This window comes from Arhodomonas sp. KWT (assembly GCF_010993615.1).
The window spans coordinates 1-1,012 of record NZ_WNXE01000596.1; the positions used below are offsets into that span (position 1 = coordinate 1).

At 65.6% G+C, this 1,012-nt stretch carries 1 protein-coding gene; it reads left to right on the plus strand.

Annotated features, from left to right (window positions below):
- Nucleotides 1-851 (plus strand): ABC transporter permease (locus G7A99_RS21005; protein WP_163143844.1); only part of this gene is annotated, 851 nt, incomplete at its 5' end.
- Between the last annotated feature and the right edge of the window lie 161 nt (nt 852-1,012).

Here is a 1,012-nt window from a genome sequence, read left to right on the forward strand (position 1 = left end):
CCGGGCTCGACACCTTTGCGCTGGACATCCCGCCGGGTTTCCAGCGGGACGTACTGGCCGGACGCTCGCCGTCGGTACAGCTCAACGTCGACGCCACGCGGATCAGCCAGGCATTCACCGGCACCGGTTATATCCAGGAGATCGTGGCCGATGAGGTCGACGCCTTCATGCAGCGATACCGCTCGGATACCTCCGACCGGGTCGGGCTGGCGCTCCGTGCCCGTTTCAACCCCGAGCTCAACGAGTCGTGGTTCGGTGCGGTCATGGAGGTGATCAACAACGTCACGATGCTCTCCATCGTGCTCACCGGCGCGGCGTTGATCCGGGAGCGCGAGCACGGGACCATCGAGCACCTGCTGGTGATGCCGGTCACGCCGCTGGAGATCATGGCGAGCAAGGTATGGGCCATGGCGCTGGTCGTGCTCCTGGCCTGCAGCTTTTCGCTCGTCACGGTGGTTCAGGGGCTGCTGGCGGTGCCCATCGAGGGCTCGGTACTGTTGTTCCTGGCGGGGGCGACGCTGCACCTGTTCGCGACGACGTCGATCGGAATATTCCTGGGTACGGTTGCACGGTCGATGCCACAGTTCGGGCTGTTATTGATGCTCGTGCTGCTGCCGCTGGAAATGCTCTCCGGCGGGACCACACCACGGGAGAGCATGCCGGACCTGGTACAGATGCTCATGCTCGCCGCCCCCACGACCCACTTTGTAAGCCTCGCCCAGGCCATCCTCTACCGTGGTGCGGGCCTGGCAACCGTCTGGCCGGAGTTCCTCGCCCTCGGCGTGATAGGCGCCGTGGTGTTTGTCTACTCGCTGTCCCGTTTCCGGGCGACCATCGGCGCGATGGCGTGAGCGCGATCCGCGCTCCGTGGCCCGATCCCGGGCCGCGGCATCTCCCCCGGGGCGGGGCGCTGCCGGTCCGGCATCTTCCGCGCAAATAACCTTATGCGCTATATTTATAACCGAGCGCCGCCCAAGGCGGTCGATCGAAACCGGTCAGGGAAGTGGAGCCG